Source organism: Peribacillus sp. RS7 (genome assembly GCF_041956845.1).
Taxonomy (GTDB): Bacteria; Bacillota; Bacilli; order Bacillales; family DSM-1321; genus Peribacillus.
Map to the genome: position 1 here is coordinate 3,708,863 of NZ_CP168135.1, position 17,941 is coordinate 3,726,803.

Annotated in this window: 16 protein-coding genes; all 16 read left to right on the top strand. The window is 42.8% G+C overall.

Going from position 1 to position 17,941, the window contains the following annotated elements:
- Nucleotides 1-62: 62 nt before the first annotated feature.
- The 16 genes from ACDZ29_RS18645 (at nucleotide 63) to ACDZ29_RS18720 (ending at nucleotide 17,887) form a co-directional block, all read left to right on the top strand.
- On the top strand, nucleotides 63-2,741 hold the full coding sequence (locus tag ACDZ29_RS18645) for a calcium-translocating P-type ATPase, SERCA-type (RefSeq protein ID WP_375091168.1): 2,679 nt from the start codon (nucleotides 63-65) through the stop codon (nucleotides 2,739-2,741).
- Nucleotides 2,742-2,898: 157 nt separating this feature from the next.
- Nucleotides 2,899-3,774 carry a YicC/YloC family endoribonuclease gene (locus ACDZ29_RS18650; RefSeq protein ID WP_289324350.1) on the top strand — a complete coding sequence of 292 codons (876 nt, stop codon included), beginning with the start codon at nucleotides 2,899-2,901 and terminating at the stop codon, nucleotides 3,772-3,774.
- Between the two features lie 54 nt (nucleotides 3,775-3,828).
- Entirely contained in the window at nucleotides 3,829-4,092 is a 264-nt protein-coding gene (remA, locus tag ACDZ29_RS18655) for an extracellular matrix/biofilm regulator RemA (protein WP_034313813.1), read from the top strand.
- A 10-nt stretch (nucleotides 4,093-4,102) separates the two neighbouring features.
- A complete protein-coding gene (gene gmk, locus ACDZ29_RS18660) occupies nucleotides 4,103-4,717 on the top strand; it encodes a guanylate kinase (protein WP_034313809.1) in 615 nt (204 codons plus the stop codon).
- Nucleotides 4,718-4,720: 3 nt separating this feature from the next.
- Nucleotides 4,721-4,927, top strand: a complete 207-nt coding sequence (gene rpoZ, locus ACDZ29_RS18665) for a DNA-directed RNA polymerase subunit omega (RefSeq protein WP_101224607.1) — start codon at nucleotides 4,721-4,723, stop codon at nucleotides 4,925-4,927.
- Between the two features lie 263 nt (nucleotides 4,928-5,190).
- Nucleotides 5,191-6,399 carry a bifunctional phosphopantothenoylcysteine decarboxylase/phosphopantothenate--cysteine ligase CoaBC gene (gene coaBC, locus ACDZ29_RS18670; protein ID WP_289324351.1) on the top strand — a complete coding sequence of 403 codons (1,209 nt, stop codon included), beginning with the start codon at nucleotides 5,191-5,193 and terminating at the stop codon, nucleotides 6,397-6,399.
- Nucleotides 6,400-6,405: 6 nt separating this feature from the next.
- A complete protein-coding gene (gene priA / locus ACDZ29_RS18675) occupies nucleotides 6,406-8,817 on the top strand; it encodes a primosomal protein N' (RefSeq protein ID WP_289324352.1) in 2,412 nt (803 codons plus the stop codon).
- Between the two features lie 95 nt (nucleotides 8,818-8,912).
- Nucleotides 8,913-9,398, top strand: a complete 486-nt coding sequence (gene def / locus ACDZ29_RS18680; protein WP_289317202.1) for a peptide deformylase — start codon at nucleotides 8,913-8,915, stop codon at nucleotides 9,396-9,398.
- Nucleotides 9,395-10,354 carry a methionyl-tRNA formyltransferase gene (gene fmt, locus ACDZ29_RS18685; RefSeq protein ID WP_289324354.1) on the top strand — a complete coding sequence of 320 codons (960 nt, stop codon included), beginning with the start codon at nucleotides 9,395-9,397 and terminating at the stop codon, nucleotides 10,352-10,354. Before def ends, fmt begins: the two co-directional genes overlap by 4 nt.
- On the top strand, nucleotides 10,341-11,693 hold the full coding sequence (gene rsmB, locus ACDZ29_RS18690) for a 16S rRNA (cytosine(967)-C(5))-methyltransferase RsmB (RefSeq protein ID WP_370014381.1): 1,353 nt from the start codon (nucleotides 10,341-10,343) through the stop codon (nucleotides 11,691-11,693). Before fmt ends, rsmB begins: the two co-directional genes overlap by 14 nt.
- Nucleotides 11,693-12,787, top strand: a complete 1,095-nt coding sequence (gene rlmN / locus ACDZ29_RS18695; RefSeq protein ID WP_289324356.1) for a 23S rRNA (adenine(2503)-C(2))-methyltransferase RlmN — start codon at nucleotides 11,693-11,695, stop codon at nucleotides 12,785-12,787. The genes rsmB and rlmN overlap by 1 nt, the downstream gene beginning before the upstream one ends.
- A 4-nt stretch (nucleotides 12,788-12,791) precedes the next feature.
- Nucleotides 12,792-13,541, top strand: coding sequence for a Stp1/IreP family PP2C-type Ser/Thr phosphatase (locus tag ACDZ29_RS18700; RefSeq protein ID WP_289317198.1), 750 nt, complete (start codon nucleotides 12,792-12,794; stop codon nucleotides 13,539-13,541).
- Nucleotides 13,542-13,546: 5 nt separating this feature from the next.
- Nucleotides 13,547-15,577, top strand: coding sequence for a Stk1 family PASTA domain-containing Ser/Thr kinase (pknB, locus tag ACDZ29_RS18705; RefSeq protein ID WP_370014383.1), 2,031 nt, complete (start codon nucleotides 13,547-13,549; stop codon nucleotides 15,575-15,577).
- A 23-nt stretch (nucleotides 15,578-15,600) separates the two neighbouring features.
- Nucleotides 15,601-16,482, top strand: a complete 882-nt coding sequence (gene rsgA / locus ACDZ29_RS18710) for a ribosome small subunit-dependent GTPase A (protein WP_289317196.1) — start codon at nucleotides 15,601-15,603, stop codon at nucleotides 16,480-16,482.
- 1 nt (nucleotide 16,483) lies between these two features.
- Nucleotides 16,484-17,131: a ribulose-phosphate 3-epimerase gene (rpe, locus tag ACDZ29_RS18715; protein WP_289317195.1), complete on the top strand. Its 648-nt coding sequence runs from the start codon at nucleotides 16,484-16,486 to the stop codon at nucleotides 17,129-17,131.
- Between the two features lie 102 nt (nucleotides 17,132-17,233).
- On the top strand, nucleotides 17,234-17,887 hold the full coding sequence (locus ACDZ29_RS18720) for a thiamine diphosphokinase (RefSeq protein WP_289324359.1): 654 nt from the start codon (nucleotides 17,234-17,236) through the stop codon (nucleotides 17,885-17,887).
- The last annotated feature ends 54 nt before the right edge of the window (nucleotides 17,888-17,941 follow it).

Sequence of the window (17,941 nt, forward strand, 5' to 3'; positions counted from 1 at the left end):
GCGCCTGTTGAGATGTATACAGGAGCCTATTTCATTCTATTCAAAGGGATGTGTGATACTTGATGGAGTTCAAGGAAATGAATAATCAAGAAATGGAGAAAGCGCTTCAAACAAACGTTACACACGGTTTGGACGATGATGAAGTAAAGGACAGGCTGCGTAAGCATGGCTTTAACGAATTGAAGGAAGGAGAAAAACAGTCTGCCATTCTTTTATTTTTCGCCCAATTCAAAGATTTCATGGTCATAGTTTTACTTGCCGCGACATTGGTCTCAGGGATATTAGGTGAATATATCGATGCGATTGCCATCATGGCGATTGTTTTTTTGAATGGATTACTTGGGTTTTTTCAAGAACGGAAGGCAGAAAAATCCCTGGATGCCCTAAAGGAAATGGCAGCGCCGCAAGTTAACGTTCTTCGGGATGGCCAATGGCTGAAAATCCCTTCAAGAGAAGTCGTTGTAGGGGATATCCTGAAGTTCTCGAGCGGTGACCGAATTGGTGCCGATTTACGGATCATCGACCATTCAAGCCTTGAAATAGAAGAGTCTGCACTTACCGGCGAGTCTCTTCCCGCCGTTAAATGTTCCGATCCGTTGATGAATGAGGTCGAAGGTATCGGTGATCAGGAAAATATGGCTTTTATGGGAACGATGGTTACAAGAGGAAATGGAGTCGGAATCGTAATCGCTACAGGTATGAACACGGCGATGGGCAAGATTGCGGACCTCCTGCAGACTGCAGAAACAAAAGAAACACCTCTTCAACGGAGGTTGGAGCAGCTAGGGAAAATTTTGATCGTCACGGCTTTAATATTAACCGTAATCGTGGTCCTGACTGGCGTCATTCAAGGGCATGACCTCTATACGATGTTTTTGGCCGGGGTATCCTTGGCTGTTGCAGCGATTCCCGAAGGCTTGCCAGCCATTGTGACCGTAGCCTTGTCTTTAGGCGTTCAGCGTATGATCAAACAAAAAGCGATAGTCCGCAAGCTTCCTGCCGTAGAAACGCTTGGCTGCGCAACGGTGATTTGCTCAGATAAGACAGGTACACTGACACAAAACAAAATGACAGTGACGAAGGTTTGGAGTGGAGGAAAAACTTGGAATGTCGGCGGGACTGGTTATAATCCTGTCGGAGAGTTTTCTTTAAATGGAGTTTCAGTTGCACCGAAAAACCATAATGCCTTGCTTCAAATGATTACTTTCGGCATGCTCTGTAACAAAGCTGAGTTAAACGAGAATGGTAAACAATTTATATTGGACGGTGATCCGACAGAAGGGGCGATGTTGGTCGCAGCCATGAAAGCGGGTTTGACGAGGGAACACTTGTCTAAGAAGTTTACGATAGTCAAGGAGTTTCCATTTGACTCGAGCCGCAAAATGATGAGTGTCATAGTGAAGGATGAAAAAGATAATCATTTCGTCATCGTAAAAGGGGCCCCTGACGTATTGATCGCCCAGTCCGACACGATTCTTTGGGAAGGAAAGTCGGAAATATTGAATCAGAGGAGTATGGAAAGGGTGCAACAGGACATGAATGAGCTTGCCTCACAGGCACTTCGAATGATTGCCGTTGGTTATAAACCCCTTTCAAAAGGAACGATTTTGCTTCATGAAACCGAAGCTGAGCACAATTTAACCTTCATGGGACTGCAGGGCATGATCGATCCCCCACGTCCGGAAGTGAAGCAGGCAGTTAAGGAATGCCGGGATGCCGGGATCAAAACTGTCATGATTACTGGCGACCATGTCATAACCGCAAAGGCAATAGCTAAAGAACTTGGTATTTTAAAAGGAAAAGATCGTGTACTTGAAGGACGGCAATTGGCGGACATGGAAGTCGGGGAACTTGAGGAAGTTGTTGAAAGTGTTTCGGTATTTGCCCGCGTTTCCCCGGAACATAAGTTAAAAATAGTAAAAGCCTTGCAAAATAAAGGACATGTCGTTGCAATGACAGGGGATGGTGTCAATGATGCACCTGCGATAAAATCAGCGGATATCGGTATATCCATGGGTATCACGGGGACTGATGTCGCTAAGGAAGCTTCCTCCTTGATTTTGGTTGACGATAATTTTGCCACCATTAAATCGGCCATCAAAGAAGGCAGGAATATTTATGAAAACATAAGGAAGTTCATCCGTTATTTGCTTGCCTCCAATGTTGGGGAGATTTTGGTTATGTTTTTTGCGATGCTATGTGCCTTGCCACTGCCTTTGATACCAATCCAGATCTTATTCGTAAACCTTGTTACGGACGGACTGCCTGCGATGGCGTTGGGCTTGGATTCGGCAGAAGAAGATGTAATGAAAAGAAATCCACGAAATGCTAACGAAGGTGTTTTCGGAAGAGGGCTTGGCTGGAAAATCATCTCACGCGGTTTTCTGATTGGGATATCTACATTGATAGCATTTTATGTGGTATACCGTTCAAATCCGGATAACCTTGCTTATGCACAAACAATCGCATTCGCTACCCTGGTATTAGCTCAACTAATACATGTTTTCGATTGCCGAAGTGAACGTTCGATCTTCTCGAGAAACCCATTCGGTAACCTATATCTAGTCGGGGCGGTACTGTCCTCCCTATTATTAATGCTTGCCGTCATGTATGTGCAGCCCTTGCAAACAATCTTCCATACGGTACCGATTTCGGGAAGGGATTGGCTATTGGTAATAGGAATGGCATCGATCCCAACTTTTTTACTGGCTGGAACCTTTTTAGCAAGAAAAGCACAATGAAATATGATATAATCTTTAAGGTGGTAGAGTCTTGCTCTATTGCCTTTTTATTTTTTTGTAGTATTTTATTTGTAAGCTAAAGTTTTCGTGCTGTAGCTATTATATAAATGAATGTAAACGTCAAATTACTACATTATGTTTGATAGGATGTGGAACCATGGTTACCAGTATGACGGGCTATGGAAGAGAAGAAGCGGAAAACGAACAGGTCAAGATTTTTGCCGAAATTAAGACAGTGAACCATCGTTTTTGTGAATATACGATTCGAATGCCGCGCCAGCTTTTGGTTTTGGAAGAAAAGGTGAAGAAAAAGGCGAATCAATACATAAGAAGGGGACGGGTGGAAATCTTCATTACTGTGGAAGGTGAGAGCCTGGTTTCCAAAAAGGTGAAGATCGATTGGGATCTTGCTGATCAATATGTGGGTTTGATGGATGAAGTCAAGGGAAAATACAATCTGGAAAGTTCCATTACATTACAGGATATGCTGCAACTTGAGTCGATTTTCGTGACGGAAGAAGTACCTGCGGTTCCTGTAGTTTTGGAATCCCTGTTATTGAAGGCTGTTACGGGGGCATTGGAAAATCTGAAAAAAATGCGGACTCTGGAAGGTCAGGAACTGGCCTTGGACATGAAACACCAGCTTGAAAAGTTTGGTGAGATTGTTGCAGGAGTCAAAAACTATGCACCTTCAGTCGTCGGGAAATATAAAGCCCGTTTGGAAATCAAGCTAGCCGAGTTGACGGAGGGATTGATTGAAGATAGCCGTATTGTGACGGAAGCGGCCATTTTTGCTGATAAATGTGATATAAATGAAGAACTGACCAGACTCGAAAGCCATATACAGCAATTTTCAAGGACGCTTACCCATAGTGAACCAATTGGAAGAAAACTCGACTTCCTTGTTCAGGAAATGAACAGGGAAGTCAATACGATTGGATCAAAGGCAAATGATTCGGCCATTACCAAAGAAGTGGTGGAAATGAAAAGTCTGCTTGAAAAATTAAAGGAACAGGTTCAAAATATCGAGTAGTCGGTTTATGATGAACCTAACAAGGTGACAATAGAATATGAATGGGGGACAAAAATGTCAATTAAGCTCATTAATATTGGTTTTGGGAATATCGTTTCCGCAAACCGGATCGTATCCATCGTGAGCCCTGAATCGGCTCCGATTAAAAGGATTATCCAAGACGCCCGAGACCGCGGATCCTTAATAGATGCTACATATGGTAGAAGAACTAGGGCCGTTATAATTACAGACAGCGACCATGTCATCTTATCTGCCGTTCAACCGGAAACGGTTGCCGCACGGCTTCAAGATAGAGATGACAGCGTAGAAGAGGGGTAACTGAAACAATATGAGAGAAAAAGGTTTATTAATCGTTTTGTCCGGTCCATCCGGTGTTGGTAAAGGAACAGTAAGGAAGGCGATTTTTTCCCAGCCTGGAACGGCATTTGAATATTCAATTTCGATGACGACACGGCTGCCTCGCCATGGAGAAGTGGACGGAGTGGATTATTTCTTCAAAAAACGCGAGGAATTCGAAGCACTGATCGAAGAAGGAAAATTGCTGGAATATGCTGAGTTCGTCGGTAATTATTATGGAACACCGGTGGATTATGTCCGTGAAACAATTGATTCCGGAAAAGATGTATTTCTGGAAATTGAAGTTCAAGGAGCTAAACAGGTCAGGGAGAAATTCCCTGAAGGACTTTTCATTTTCCTTGCTCCTCCAAGCTTGACTGAGCTTGAAAGCCGCATCGTTACTCGCGGAACCGAGACGGAGGAAGCGATAAAAGGTCGGATGAAAGTGGCCAAGGAAGAAATAGAACTTATGGATCTTTATGATTATGTTGTAGAAAATGATCATGTGGATGCCGCATGTGCTAGAATTAATGCAATTGTGATTGCCGAGCATTGCCGTCGGGAAAGAGTTGCTGTTTTATATAAAAAAATGTTGGAGGCGGAATAAACTATGTTATATCCATCAATTGATTCACTATTACTTAAAATCGATTCAAAATACTCGCTTGTATCAGTGGCAGCTAAACGTGCCAGGGAAATGCAAATTAAAGATAATTGCCTTATAACCAAACCGGTCTCCCATAAATCCGTAGGTCGTGCCCTTGAAGAAATTCATTCAGGTAAATTGACTTACGATAATTCTTACGAAGAAAACTAAGAGAACACATAAGCTTGACCTATCGGGCCTGACACCCTAAAGCAAACAGGATGCGTTACATTTGGAAAGTTGCTTCCTTCCTGCGGCCAAGGTGTCAGGCCTGTTTGTTTTGATTTTTCAAAAGTAACGGAAGAATTGATCTAGCGGGGAAAGAGATGGATTGTTTACGGAAATCCATATATTTATTGCGCATTTCAAATGAAATTTCTTCTGTTATGCTTCATAATTGATAAAAATAGAATGTATAGTTAGGGGAAATTTGCATGCTTATCGATAAAAAAGTACTTCTTTGTGTCACCGGCGGGATTGCTGTATATAAGGCTGCTGCCCTGACAAGTAAATTAACTCAGGAAGGAGCGCATGTTAAAGTGATCATGAGTGAATCGGCACGTAAGTTCGTGACGCCGCTCACTTTTCAAGCACTTTCGAGAAATGATGTGTACACAGATACATTTGATGAGAAGGATTCTTCAGTCATTGCCCACATCGACTTGGCTGATTGGGCTGACATCATACTTTTGGCTCCAGCTACAGCGAATGTCATTGGCAAGGTAGCCAATGGCATCGCGGATGATATGATCACGACCACACTTCTGGCAACGGAGGCACCAGTTTGGGTAGCGCCGGCAATGAACGTCCATATGTACGCCCACCCAGCGGTTCAGAAAAACATGGAGACACTTCGTACGTTCGGATATCAATTCATTGAACCGGGTGAAGGGTATTTGGCTTGCGGTTATGTAGGGAAGGGACGATTGGAGGAACCGGAAACAATTGTCGAACAGCTCAATCTTTATTTCGGTGAACGGAAATCACAGCCTCAGCCACTAAAGGGAAAGAAATATTTGATAACGGCAGGACCGACTCGTGAAGCAATTGATCCGGTGCGTTACGTGACGAATCATTCCAGTGGGAAAATGGGCTATGCCCTAGCTGAGCAGGCAATTGAAATGGGCGCTGAGGTGACATTGATTACTGGCCCAGTGAATTTGATGCCACCTTCCAAGGCTAGAGTAATACCTGTGGAATCGGCAGCAGATATGTACGATGAGGTATTCGATCAGTTCGATACCAGTGACGTCGTAATCATGACGGCTGCGGTGGCGGATTATAAACCGAAGATTTTTCATGCTCAAAAGATGAAAAAGCAGCCAGGGGAAAATGTGATTGAATTTGAACGGACAAAGGATATCCTTAAGGAACTCGGTGAGAATAAAACCCATCAGATCTTGGTGGGATTTGCGGCGGAAACCAACAACGTTGAAGAATACGCAAGAGGGAAATTAGTGAAAAAGAATGCAGATATGATCGTTGCCAATAATGTTACCATCGCAGGGGCAGGGTTTGGAACGGATACGAACATCGTGACCATTTACGATAAAGATGGAAGTGCTACCGAACTTCCAAAAATGAGTAAAGCGGATATAGCTAAAAGCATCCTGGCAGAAGTATCTCGCATGCAAAAGGAATGATGTCTTATGGATATTGCATCCGTCATCGTGGATGTACCTGCTAAACAAACGGATCGAGAATTTGACTATCGCATACCTGAAAAGTGGAACCAAGTCATTAAGCCCGGCATGCGAGTCATCGTGCCATTCGGTCCAAGAATGGTGCAGGGATTCATCACCGGTTTAAAAGCTGAAAGCGACTTTGCGAAATTACGCTATATAAAAGAACCAATGGATTTGGAGCCCATCCTTAATGATGAATTGCTCAAGCTTGGTGACTGGTTGACCAAAGAGGCCATGTGTTTTAAAATTTCAGCGCTTCAGGCCATGCTTCCGGCAGCGATGAAAGCGAAATATGAAAAAGTGATCAATGTCATAGAAGATAAAAAGAATCAGCTCCCGCCCTTCATTCAAAATCTTTTCGGAAAGAACGATTCAATATCTTGGAAAGAAGTGATAGAAGGGGAGAATGCCTCCCTTTTTCAAAAGGAAATACAAAATGGCAATCTAGAGCTCGTGTATAATGTGAAAAACCGTCTTAACAAGAAGACCGTCCGTGTCATTAAATCTTTGCTTTCCTCTAAGGAACTGACAGAAATGGCGTCGTCCATTTCCAGTCATGCAAAAAAACAGCAGGAACTCCTTCAATACTTTATAGAACATCAAGAGCCCGTTCCGTTAAAAGAATTGCTTGAATTGATCAATACATCAAGCGGTACGGTCAAAGCCCTAGTGTCAAAAGGGGCCTTGGCGGAAATGGATCAGGAAATATACCGTGACCCTTATGAGAACCGTGTGTTCGAAAAATCCAATCCCTTTACTTTAACGGATGAACAAGCGGCTGCCTTGAAGCCCATCCATGAGAAAATACATCATGATGAACATGATGTTTTCCTTTTATATGGTGTAACCGGCAGCGGGAAGACGGAAGTGTATCTGCAGGCAATTGCCTCTGTCATTGAAAAAGGGAAGGAAGCCATCATGCTGGTACCTGAAATCTCCTTGACGCCACAAACGGTGAAGAGGTTCAAGGAACGATTCGGGGAGCAGGTTGCTGTCATGCATAGCGGTTTATCCGTAGGTGAAAAATATGATGAATGGCGGAAAATTCACCGTAAAGAGGTAAAAGTGGTGGTGGGCGCACGTTCAGCCGTATTCGCTCCGTTTGAAAACCTGGGACTGGTCATCATTGATGAAGAGCACGAATCCAGTTATAAGCAAGAAGAAACGCCAAGGTACCATGCCAGGGACGTTGCAATTGAAAGAGCAAAATCATATAAGTGTCCGGTTATACTTGGTAGCGCCACTCCGACACTTGAATCTTTTGCTCGAGCCAAGAAAAACGTTTATAAATTACTGACCCTTAGCCAGAGGATGAATAAAAATGCATTGCCAGCAGTCGATATTGTAGATATGAGGGAAGAACTAAGGACCGGGAATCGTTCCATGTTTTCGGAGCTGCTCTTCACCAAGCTGAAAGACCGGCTTGAGAAGGGGGAGCAAACCGTCTTGATGCTAAATAAACGGGGACATTCTTCCTTTGTGATGTGTCGAAGCTGTGGATTGGTCATCAACTGCCCTAATTGTGACATTTCACTCACCTATCATCGCTTTAATGATATAATGAAATGCCATTATTGTGGATTTGAAGAGGGAATGCCTTCCGTTTGCCCAGAATGCGAAAGTGAACATATAAGGTTCTTCGGTACAGGCACTCAAAAGGTTGAAGAAGAGCTTGCGAAAATCCTCCCTGATGCACGGGTAATAAGAATGGATGTCGACACGACGAGTAAGAAGGGTTCACATGAGCGGTTGCTGAATGCCTTTGGTGAAGGGAAGGCCGATATATTGCTAGGCACTCAAATGATTGCCAAGGGCCTTGATTTTCCTAATATCACACTTGTTGGAGTCCTTTCAGCGGATACGATGCTCCATCTGCCTGATTTCCGTTCTTCGGAAAAGACATTCCAGCTGCTGACACAGGTCAGCGGAAGGGCAGGACGTCATCAGCTTCCGGGAGAAGTGGTCATCCAAACCTATACGCCTGAGCACTACAGCATCGAGCTTTCTGCCTTGCAGGATTATGATGCTTTTTATGAACGGGAGATGCATCTGCGCAGGCAAAGTCATTACCCTCCATATTATTACGTTGTCCTTATAACCGTTTCACATGAAGACTTAATGAAGACGGTGAGTGTCACTGAAAAAATCACCAATTATTTAGGCTCACGATTGAATCGGGATTCTATCGTTCTCGGTCCCGTTGCTTCACCCATTAGTCGAATCAACAATAGATATCGTTATCAATGTCTGATAAAATACAGACGAGAGCCGGACCTTAATCAGCATTTACGTACACTTTTAGAGCATTATCAAAAAGAAACGGCTCAAAATCATCTGCAGATTTCAATAGATTTAAATCCACAGATCATGATGTAATTGTTTAGGCGATGGATGATTACCGCGAGCTGTTCAAGCTTGCGTTTTTATATAATGAAGTGTTGTTTTTCATATCTAGGAGGTTACCTTTAATTTTGGCTATTTTACCGATTGTCTTGTTTCCTGAAAAAATTTTACAACAAAAATGCGATAAAATAACAAGTTTTGATAAGAAATTGGCAAAGCTGTTAAATAACATGTACGAAACGATGGTGGAGGCGGATGGCGTTGGGCTTGCAGCACCTCAGGTTGGCGTGAAAAAGCAAGTGGCCGTCGTCGAAATAGAGGAAGGATCAGGTGCAATCGAACTGATTAATCCAGAAGTGCTGGAAGTGGAAGGCGAACAGACGGGTGTTGAAGGATGCTTGAGCTTCCCGAGTTTATATGGTGAAGTATCGCGACCATACCGCGTCAAAGTCCGTGCGCAAGACCGAAAAGGATCTTTTTTCGAGATAGAAGCGGAAGATTTCCTCGCAAGGGCCCTACAGCACGAAATCGATCATTTGCAAGGAGTTTTATTTACAAGTAAGGTTTCCCGCTATATTTCGGAAGAAGAGTTAGAAAGGTTTGAAGAAGAATGACAAAAATCATCTTTATGGGAACACCGGACTTTTCAGTGCCGGTATTGAAAAGAATCATTGATGAAGGGTATGACGTGATTGCTGTCGTCACACAGCCCGATCGTCCAGTTGGCCGTAAAAAGGTGCTAACGCCGCCGCCAGTTAAGGTCGAAGCCGAAAAGCAGGGGATTCCCGTTTATCAGCCCGAAAAAATCCGTGAAAAAGAAGAACTTGAAAAGATCATTGCATTGAATCCTGATTTAGTGGTGACGGCGGCTTTCGGACAAATCCTTCCGAATGAATTGTTGGATGCACCTAAGTACGGATGCATTAATGTACATGCCTCCCTTCTTCCTGAACTGCGTGGAGGGGCGCCCATCCATTATTCCATTTTACAGGGGAAAGAAAAAACTGGAATAACCATCATGTATATGGCGGAGAAATTGGATGCCGGGGATATATTGACTCAGGCCGAAGTAGCCATAGGGGAAGAAGATAATGTCGGTACACTGCATGATAAATTAAGCAAGATAGGGTCCGACTTACTAGCAGAGACATTGCCGAAACTTTTAAATCAGGAGTTACAGGCGATCAAGCAAGAGGAGGATCAAGCGACTTTTGCGCCTAACATTAAACGGTCGGAGGAAAAAATCGACTGGTCGAAATCAGGAGAAGACATCTATAACCATATACGTGGCCTGAATCCTTGGCCTGTTGCGTATACAACCTTGGACGGATCCATTTTAAAAATTTGGCAGGCAAAGAAACTGGAAGATAGCAATCTGGCCGTACCGGGCACGATAATTGATGTGCAAAATGATGGTTTCATCGTTTCGACAGGTAATGAGACGGCAATACTAGTTACTGAACTGCAGCCTTCGGGAAAGAAAAAAATGCCGGCGAAAGATTACTTGCGCGGAGCCGGGTCGTTCATTAAAGCAGGCATGAAGTTAGGAGAACAGAATGAAGCAAACTAAAAAGGGAGTACGTGAAATCGCTCTCGATATTTTGGAATCTGTAGAGAAAAACCAATCCTACAGTAACCTATTACTGAACAACTTGATTAACAAGCACCAGTTATCCGGTGTGGACAGCGGTTTACTTACAGAAATAAGCTACGGTACCATACAGCGGAAGATGACTTTGGATTACTATTTGAAACCGTATATTAAACAACCTAAAAAAACGCAAAGCTGGGTAATCAATTTACTTAGACTTTCCATTTATCAAATGGTCTATTTAGATAAAGTGCCAGATCATGCAATCATTTTCGAGGCTGTTGAAATTTCCAAAAAGCGTGGACATAAGGGTACATCTTCAATGGTCAATGGCGTGCTTCGTAATATTCAAAGAAATGGTGTTCCTTCCGTTGATGATATCAAAGATGATCTGGAGCGGCTTTCCATCGAAGTAAGTCATCCAATTTGGTTGGTAAAGCGTTGGGTAGAGCAATTTGGTTATGAAAAAACCAAGGAAATGTGTGAAATCAACTTAACTGCACCATTACAGACGGGACGGGTAAATTTAAAGAAGATTTCACGCAGTGAAATAATCAGCATATTAACGGAAGAAGGATATGATGTTGAAGCGAGTGAAGTCGTTCCCGAAGCAATCGTCAGCTATAAAGGTAATCTTGCTCATTCAGAAAGTTATAAATTGGGATATTTATCGATTCAGGATGAAAGTTCGATGCTTGTCGCCCATGCATTAGGTGCAAATGAAAATGATGCTGTACTCGATTGCTGTGCTGCACCCGGAGGGAAAACGACACATATCGCAGAAGGCTTGACCACTGGACAAGTATATGCACTTGACCTTCATGAACATAAGGTCAAGCTCATTAAAGAGCAGGCGGAGCGCCTGAAACTCAGAAACAATATTAAGACAATGGCCCTCGATAGCAGAAAAGTGCAAGAACACTTTAATAAGGAAGGGTTTGACAGGGTCCTGATCGATGCACCATGTTCCGGATTGGGAGTCATGCGCCGGAAGCCTGATGTTAAGTATACAAAAACAAAAGATGATATAATGAAACTCTCAAGCATACAAAAACAATTATTGGAAGCGGCTGCCCCGCTCGTAAAGCAAGGCGGACGGTTAGTATATAGTACCTGTACGGTGGATAAAGAAGAAAATGACCAAGTCGCTGCAGCATTTTTGGAAAGCCATCCTGATTTTGAAAGCGATGCAACCTTGTCTACAAGAATGCCTGAAAGCGTTCAGCCATTTATCGAGGGTCATACGCTGCAAGTTTTTCCGCAATATTTTAGCAGTGACGGATTCTTTATTGCGAGTTTTAGAAAGAAGGTGCTGTAATGGCAGAAATCACTAAATCATCAAGAGTAAGAAAAGACACAACACCAGAAAAACCATCAATCTATTCATTGGAGCTACACCAAATTAAAGAATGGCTCATTGAAAATGGTGAGAAGGCATTCCGGGCCGATCAAGTATATGACTGGCTTTATAAAAAGCGTGTTTCCAGTTTTGAAGATATGTCCAACCTTTCGAAATCTTTACGGGATAAGCTGGAATCACAATTCACCTTCACTACATTGAAAACTTTGATTCAGCAAACGTCCAATGACGGAACCATGAAGTTTTTATTTGAACTCCATGATGGGTATTCGATTGAAACGGTGCTGATGCGCCATGAATACGGAAACTCCATTTGTGTGACGACACAGGTAGGCTGCAGAATTGGCTGTACATTCTGTGCGTCAACACTTGGCGGATTAAAGCGAAATCTTGAATCGGGGGAAATTGTTGCCCAGGTCGTTAAAGTTCAGCAAGCACTTGACGAAGTGGAAGAACGTGTTAGTTCTGTCGTTATCATGGGAATCGGTGAACCGTTCGATAACTACGATAATATGATGTCATTCTTAAAGAATATAAATCATGAAAAGGGCTTGAACATCGGGGCACGTCATATTACGGTTTCCACAAGTGGAATCATTCCTAAAATCTATAAGTTTGCAGAAGAAAGCATGCAAATCAACTTTGCTGTTTCCCTTCATGCACCGAACACGGAATTGAGAAGTAAATTGATGCCGATCAACAAGGCCTACAAACTGCCAGACCTGATTGAAGCCATCAAATACTATACAGAAAAAACAGGGCGCCGTGTAAGTTTTGAATATGGTCTATTCGGCGGCGAAAATGATACAGTGGAACACGCCGAAGAATTAGCGGATTTGATAACCGGGATAAAATGCCATGTCAACTTAATACCGGTTAACTATGTACCTGAACGCAACTATGTACGTACACCTCGGGACCAAATTTTTGAGTTTGAAAAAACATTGAAAAAGCGCGGCATTAATGTAACGATCCGTAGGGAACAAGGCAGTGATATTGACGCAGCCTGCGGCCAGCTTCGGGCCAAGGAGCGCAAAGAAGAGACGAGGTGATCCTATGAGGGCAATATTTAAAACAGACCGTGGAAAAGTCCGCCAGCATAATGAAGATAATGGCGGAATTTTTAAGAACTCGGAAGGCGTTCGCCTTGCCATCGTTGCAGATGGCATGGGCGGCCACCGTGCCGGGGATGTAGCCAGTGCAATGACGATAGACCTTTTGAAAAAGAGCTGGGAAGTGTCCCGCGGGATCGATACGGCAAATGATGCCGAGGATTGGCTGAAACAGCAAATCTTCTTGGTCAATCAGTTGCTTTTTGAACATGCCGAAGCGAATACGGAATGTAAGGGCATGGGGACCACGATTGTTGCTGCCATTTGCACCGATAAGTTTGCTACCATTGCCAACATCGGGGACAGCCGATGTTATTTGTATAATGAGAGCGGTTTTAAGCAGGTCACGGAAGATCATTCACTTGTTAACGAATTGGTCCGTTCTGGGCAGATTTCGAAGGAAGATGCTGAGAACCACCCACGAAAAAATGTTTTATTACGAGCCTTGGGGACAGAAATGCAAGTTGAAATGGACATTACGACGGTCATTTTCGAAGAAAATGATTTACTATTGCTTTGTTCGGATGGTTTGACGAATAAAGTGAATGAACAGGAACTTGAAGAAACTGTAACCAATGGGCAGCCACTTGAAGAAAAGGCAATTTCATTAATAGATAAGGCCAATCACTACGGTGGGGAAGATAATATCACCCTTGTGCTTGTTCAATTTACTGAAGAAAGTGAAAGCAGGTGAATTGAATGTTGATTGGTAGAAGAATCAACGGCCGTTATAAACTGATCCAGATGGTCGGTGGCGGCGGTATGGCAAATGTTTACCTTGCAAGGGATATGATTTTAGATAGGGATGTTGCATTGAAAATCCTTCGCATGGACTTTAATAATGACGAAGAGTTCATCAAGCGCTTCAATCGGGAAGCTCAATCGGCAACCAGTTTGGCCCATCCCAATATCGTAAGTATTTATGATGTTGGTGAAGAAGATTCCATCTATTATATTGTAATGGAATACGTGGACGGTTTTACACTTAAGCAATACATACAAAAATATTTTCCAATTCCAGTTGATGAAGCATTGGATATCATGAAGCAAATCACGGCAGCAATTTCTCATGCCCATCATAATGGGATCATCCATCGTGACATCAAGCCACAGAACATTCTGATTGATAAAGAAGGAACCGTCAAGATTACGGACTTTGGAATTGCACTGGCCCTAAGTGCAACGAACATAACTCAGACTAATGCAGTCCTAGGGTCAGTTCATTATTTATCTCCGGAACAGGCCAGAGGCGGGATGGCCAATAAGAAATCGGACATTTATTCACTTGGCATCGTCATGTTTGAATTGCTGACGGGGAGATTGCCTTTTTCGGGTGAATCAGCCGTTTCGATAGCTCTTAAACATTTACAATCGGAAACTCCTTCGCCAAAACGCTGGAACCCTGAAATACCTCAGAGTGTGGAAAATATTATCTTGAAAGCGACAGCCAAAGATTCATATTACCGCTATGAGAGCGTAGACTCAATGGAAGATGACATGCGGACGTCACTTAATCCTGAGCGTTCGAATGAACTTCCTTTTGCGATTCCTGAAGATCATGATGCAACAAAAGCCATCCCCGTCATCACGGATGATCAGCTTTCAAGCATCGATGAGACAATCATTAGGGGGCCTGAAAAAAATACTTTAGTCTATTCGGATGATGGGGAAAGTGAATCAGAAGTAGAGAGTAAATCGAAAAAGAAACAGAAGAAACAGAAGAAACAGAAAAAACAAAAAACGAAGTCGAAACAAAAAGATAAAAAACGAAAGAAAATGCCTGCCATTTTGGTGACCACCTTTTTAGTTCTGGCCCTGATTGCTGGTACATCTCTTTTATTACCTTCTTTGTTTGTTTCCAAGGAAGTGACGATCCCTGACCTAAAAGGGAAAGAATTGGATGATGCCATTACTGAATTACTTGAATTGGATTTGGTCATCGGAGACACGATTGAGATTGAAGATGAAGAGGTTGAAGCGAGTCTTGTGATCAAAACCAATCCTAAAGAAGGTAAGACGGTCAAGGCCGGAGCAGAAATCGATATTTATCAAAGTATTGGTAAAGAAACGATTTCATTGTCCAGCTATGAAGGACGGGATTACTCAGATGTAAAATCCCTGCTTGATAAAATGGGTTTTAAAAACATAAGCGTGACCGAAAAATATGATGACAGTGCTGCCGGTACGATCATAGAACAAACGCCTTCTGGTGCCACTGAAATCGTACCATCTGAAACGGAGCTTGAGCTAACGGTAAGTAAAGGGGAAGACCTATTGAGCTTGAAGAACTTAACAGGGTTCAATGAAGCTGGCCTTAATGATTATTCCAGTGAAAGTGGAATAAAGATCGATGTGGAAGAAGAAGTTTATGACGATTCCGTTGCAGAGGGGCTTGTCATTTCCCAGTCTCCAGAACCTACTACGAAGGTGGAAAAGGGCAGTACGGTGAAAGTGGTCATTTCGAAAGGGAAAGAAGAGATTCCTCCTAAGAATGTGACGGAGGAAATCAAAATCGAGTATGACCCGGTTGAACCAGGCAAAGCGCAAAAGATCCAAATCTTCATAGAGGATATCAACAATAGCATGACGGAGCCTAAAGAATCATTCTTTATCGTGGAGGATGCCAAGCGAACGATCGAATTAACGGTTTCCCCAGATAAGAAAGCAGGATATAAAGTCATGCGTGATAATCAGGTCATCATCGACCAAGCCGTCTCTTATCCAGAATAAATTTAATAATTAGGAGTGTGGTTATGCCCGAAGGAAAAATTATCAAAGCATTAAGTGGATTTTATTATGTCCTTGAAGGTGAAGAAGTCTATCAATGCCGCGGACGGGGAGTATTCAGGAAAAATAAGGTGACGCCACTTGTAGGTGATTATGTTGTTTTTCAAGCGGAAAATAAAACGGATGGGACCGTGACCGAAATAAAACCGCGAAAGAATGAATTGATCCGGCCACAAATTTCAAATGTAGACCAAGCCATCCTAGTCTTTTCGGCAGTGGAACCTGATTTCAGTCCAGCATTGCTTGATCGATTTCTCGTACTTATCGAAGATAACGAAATCGAACCCATTATCGTCGTGACTAAACTTGACTTGGTTACTTCTGAAAACCAAAAGAAACTGTCTCAGTATATCAAGGACTATCAGAAACTTGGCTATACTGTACTGGAGACATCTTCAGTTACCGCTGGGGGCATTGAAGAACTAGTGCCGTATTTAGAAGGGAAAACGAGTGTATTTGCTGGTCAGTCAGGTGTTGGGAAATCGTCCTTGCTGAATGCGATCAATCCTGAATTGGCTTTAAAGACGGATGATATTTCGTCACACCTAGGACGTGGGAAGCATACGACACGCCACGTTGAATTGATTCATATTGGCTCTGGGCTTGTCGCGGATACACCAGGATTCAGTTCACTTGAATTCATGGAAATGGAAGCTGAACGGTTATCCTATTGCTTCCCGGAAATGCATAAGCATGGGGAAGACTGTAAATTCCGGGCTTGCCTGCATGATAAAGAACCGAAGTGTGCTGTGAAGGAAGCGGTTGAGACAGGGGAAATTCCACATTATCGATATGAACACTATATGCAATTCTTAGAAGAAATTAGAGATAGAAAGCCGAGGTATTAAAATGGTTAAAATCGCACCATCCATTTTATCAGCTAACTTTGCAAAATTGGGAGAAGAAATCATTGATGTTGAAAGGGGCGGAGCGGATTTAATCCATGTAGATGTCATGGATGGGCATTTCGTGCCGAATATTACGATAGGCTCCCTGATTGTAGACGCTATCCGGCCGGTGACAAAGCTTCCGCTGGATGTTCACTTAATGATCGAACAACCTGATCGTTATATCGAGGCGTTTGCGAAAGCTGGAGCCGATTATATAACTGTACATGTAGAGGCATGCACTCATTTGCATCGGACAATCCAATTGATTAAATCTTTTGGTGTAAGGGCTGGCGTGGTGCTTAACCCAGCCACTCCGGCTTCCTTGATCCAACCCATAATCGAAGATATTGACATGGTATTACTGATGACGGTTAACCCAGGTTTTGGCGGGCAAAAGTTCATTTCATCCGTACTGCCCAAAATTGCTGAAGTGAAGGCGATGGCAGAAATGCATAACCAAAATCTAGAAATAGAGATTGATGGTGGAGTAAATGAAGAAACGGCTAAACTATGTATTGAACAAGGGGCGACAATCCTAGTGGCCGGCTCGGCAATATATAATCAAGAAGATCGACACGCAGCGATTCAAAAGATTCGGGGAAAGTGATATAAAGCCGACACTATCGTATTCAAATGATAGTGATCGGCTTTTTTTATCAATTATACAAAACATCTTGTATATGAATATACATAGAAAAGGATGATTACGATGATTATTAGTATAATGGCTGGAGGTCCGGAATGTTTTTGGCCAGATTTAACAAGGTATATAGAGATGACTGATCTATGGGTCGGGGTTGACAGGGGAGTATGGGCATTGCTTGAAGAAGGTATCGAACCTAAGTGCGGATTTGGGGATTTTGATTCAGTTTCGGAAAGTGAATACAAGAAAATTGAGCAAAGGCTGGAACAAATCAATTTATATTCATCGGAAAAGGATGAAACCGATTTAGAAATCGCATTTAAATGGGCAATAGGGAAAAAACCAAGTGAAATTCACATATTGGGCGCTACAGGAGGAAGAATGGACCATTTTCTTGGTAATATCCAGCTGCTCCAAAAAGAAAGTGTCCTCCCTTATCATGGTGACATTGATATATACATAGTTGATAAGCAAAATATATTCACAGTAAAAACAGCGGGGGCATATGAAGTCACCGCTTTGCAAGATAAGAAATACCTGTCATTGCTCCCTGTAACGGCAGAAGTCACCGGCATTACACTTTCGGGTTTCAAATACCCTCTGAGTGATGCAAGCTTGGAAATAGGTTCGACGCTTTGCATCAGCAATGAACTAATTTCCGAATCTGGGAATGTTTCATTTGAGAAAGGCATATTAATGGTGATAAGAAGCAGTGATTAAAATTCATGCTTAGAGCAGATTCGGATATAATTACGATCATCCTATATCCGCTTA